This window comes from Amphritea sp., assembly GCF_050300915.1.
In the GTDB taxonomy this organism is placed as follows: Bacteria; Pseudomonadota; Gammaproteobacteria; order Pseudomonadales; family Balneatricaceae; genus Amphritea.
The window spans coordinates 1-3,178 of the sequence record NZ_JBNKYN010000142.1 but is presented as its reverse complement, the minus strand read 5'-3'; the positions used below and the strand labels follow the sequence as shown (position 1 = coordinate 3,178).

Here is a 3,178-nt window from a genome sequence, read left to right as displayed (position 1 = left end):
CCAGTAACGCAGCTCGTAGTTGTGGGTGGATACCGGAAACACCATGCCCATTTTGAAAGGTTTGCCCTGGGCTTTATAAGCGTCAACCACCGGCTTCAGCGCGTCCGCTTTGATCGGATGCACCGGCTTGCCATCGGCATCTTTATCCACATAGGGTTTCATCTGTTCCCAGATGTCGTTGGAAACGGTAATGGCGTTGCCGTTCAGGTCCATACTGAACGCGGTAATGATATGTGCCTGAGTACCGAAACCGATGGTTGCCCCCAGCGGCTGGCCTGCCAGCATGTGTGCGCCATCCAGCTGACCATCAATCACCCGGTCCAGCAGTACTTTCCAGTTTGCCTGAGCTTCCAGCTGCACATACAGGCCTTCATCCTCGAAGTAACCTTTTTCATAGGCGATGGCGAGGGGGGCCATATCGGTCAGTTTAATAAAGCCGAACTTAAGCTCCTCTTTTTCCGGTTCGCCCACGGTTGCCTGAGCAGAACTCAGCGTCAGCAGGCTGCCGACCGTAACCGCACCTAAGGTTTTAACCACGTTTTGCAGCAGTGCGCGGCGCTTCATCATTTTAGAAAGCAGTGTGTGAGTCATAGTGTGTGGCTCCTGGATTAGCGTGAAAATCTCAAAAAAAAACGTCTGCTCCCGTCGATATAACTATCGATAAGAGCAGACGTCGTTGTCATATGTGAAACCGGCTACGGCCGATTCCTGAAAAATTATTTTTGTTGCCATCGTTAAAGCAGACAACATGCCATTTTTTATAAAGTTTATATTAAACAGTAAGTTAAATATTAATGGTTTGAAATAATCTTAATCGGTATCGCTGCAGTGCACTTTAACAGTGCTGTTTTTGGGGTGTAGTTCGCTGTGCTGCGCTCTGATGGCACAAAACCGAGAACAGCTTACCGGGCTGATTTCAACGATAACCGACAACGCTGATTACGGTAGGCGCATACCAGTCGAGCAGGTATAATGCGCAGCAATTCCGTTGTAACTTCCTTTTAATCAGTCTGGATGCATATTTTCTGATGACCGTACGTACCCGTATCGCACCGTCTCCAACCGGTGATCCGCACGTAGGCACCGCCTACATCGCCCTGTTCAATATGGCTTTCGCCCGTCAGCACGGCGGCGAATTTATCCTGCGTATTGAAGATACCGATCAGACCCGCAGCACCGCAGAATCAGAACAGATGATTCTCGACTCACTGCGCTGGCTGGGGCTGGAGTGGGCTGAAGGGCCAGATAAGCCGGGCCCTCATGGCCCTTACCGGCAGAGTGAGCGGGGCGAAATCTACGCAAAATATACCCAGATTCTGCTGGATAATGGCAGTGCATTTAAATGTTACCGCACCGCAGAAGAGCTGGACCAGCTGCGTAATGATCGTCGTGAACAGGGCCTGCAAAGCGCGCTGAAAGAGAGCGATCTGGCCTTGCCTGCTGAGGAAGTGGCGAAGCGTGAAGCGGCAGGCGAACCCTATGTTGTGCGTATGAAGGTGCCGGAAGAGGGCGTCTGCGTGTTTGACGACATGCTGCGTGGATCTATCGAAGTAGACTGGGCGCAGGTTGACTGCCAGATTCTGATGAAATCCGATGGTATGCCCACCTACCACCTGGCCAACGTAGTCGATGATCACCTGATGGAGATCACCCACGTACTGCGCGGTGAAGAGTGGATCAACTCTGCACCTAAGCATAAGTTGCTCTACAGCTATTTCGGCTGGGAGATGCCTAAGTTGTGTCATATGCCGCTGCTGCGTAACCCGGACAAGTCCAAACTGTCCAAGCGTAAGAACCCGACCAGCATCATCTACTATCAGCGTATGGGCTATATGGCTGAAGCACTGATCAACTATCTGGCGCGTATGGGCTGGTCGATGCCGGACGAGCGTGAGAAATTCTCGATTGAAGAGATGATCGCAAATTTCGATATCAACCGTGTCTCTCTGGGCGGCCCGATCTTCGATCAGGAAAAACTCAGCTGGCTGAACGGTCTGTGGATCCGCGAAGAGCTGAGCGATGAGCAGTTTGCTGCGGCGTTACAGCAGTGGGCACTGAATCCGGAATACCTGATGCAGATTATTCCGCTGATCAAACAGCGGGTGGAGAAGTTCTCCGATGTCGCACCTGTCGCGGGCTTCCTGTTGTCGGGTATGCTGCCGATCACCGAAGAGAGTTTCGCCCACAAGAGCCTGCAGAAAGATGATATCCGTCGTATCCTGCAGTTTGCCTCCTGGATGCTGGACACTGAGCAGAACTGGAATAAAGACCATCTGTTTGCCCAGTGCAAAGCGCTGGGTGATGCGATGGGCTATAAAGTCCGCGACTTCCTGTTCCCACTGTTTGTTGCTATCGCTGGCACCAGTGCCAGTGTTTCGGTCGTGGATTCCATGCAGATCCTCGGCCCGGACATGAGCCGTGCCCGGGTACGTCATGCGCAGGGCGTGGTTGGCGGCCCGTCTAAGAAAGAAGCAAAAGTCTGGGAAAAAGAGTACAGCGCGCTGGCTGAAACCCTGAACTGATCCGGTTGCTCTGTACACGAAAAGCCCTGCACTGCAGGGCTTTTTGCGTTCATTAATATAGAAACCTAAAGAGCTCTTCTCGGTGCTCTCGGTGTTCTCTGTGGTTATGAATTATTGGCACCACAGAGAACACCGAGGACACAGAGAACACGTTCGCAGATTATCGATTTCATCAGAGCCTGAGAATTGCTACTTGAATCAGAAAGAACTGCTTAAATAACTGTTTAATAATCAACAAAATTTGACCCGAAAAATAGTCAACTTCATTGCTTGACAGACAAGGGGGGCGCCATTAATATAGCCGCCACTTGGTTTTGGGGCCTTAGCTCAGCTGGGAGAGCGGTTCGCTGGCAGCGAACAGGTCAGCGGTTCGATCCCGCTAGGCTCCACCAATTCCTTCCTCCCCACTTTTTTCTTCAAAAAGAGAGGAAATCATCAGACCAGCACTTTGCTGGTTTTTTTGTGCCTGAAATTTATGCTTTGTATCACCTTAATCCGGGGCGGGTTAGGGGGATTAATGGGGCATCTTCCTGAAAATCAGCAATGCTCCTTTAAAATGCCCCGCTATTGATGGCAGCCAGAGAGCCCCAGAAGGCTTGCAAATCTGCTTGATGACGTTGGCGTTTTTGGTCAGTAAAGATCAACGGTGATCCATC

2 protein-coding genes and 1 tRNA gene are annotated in these 3,178 nt (G+C 51.1%); 2 read left to right on the top strand and 1 reads right to left on the bottom strand.

Features of this window, described 5'->3' with window-relative positions:
* The coding region (locus ACQY8X_RS20715) for a CmpA/NrtA family ABC transporter substrate-binding protein (RefSeq protein WP_428037028.1) at positions 1-591 on the bottom strand (591 nt) is incomplete at its 3' end.
* 437 nt (positions 592-1,028) lie between these two features.
* On the opposite strand from ACQY8X_RS20715, the gene gltX reads away from it, so the two are divergent.
* Together gltX and ACQY8X_RS20705 are read left to right on the top strand one after the other, a co-directional pair.
* Positions 1,029-2,522 carry a glutamate--tRNA ligase gene (gene gltX / locus ACQY8X_RS20710; RefSeq protein ID WP_428037027.1) on the top strand — a complete coding sequence of 498 codons (1,494 nt, stop codon included), beginning with the start codon at positions 1,029-1,031 and terminating at the stop codon, positions 2,520-2,522.
* A 316-nt stretch (positions 2,523-2,838) separates the two neighbouring features.
* Positions 2,839-2,914: transfer RNA gene (locus ACQY8X_RS20705), tRNA-Ala, on the top strand.
* Positions 2,915-3,178: the final 264 nt, after the last annotated feature.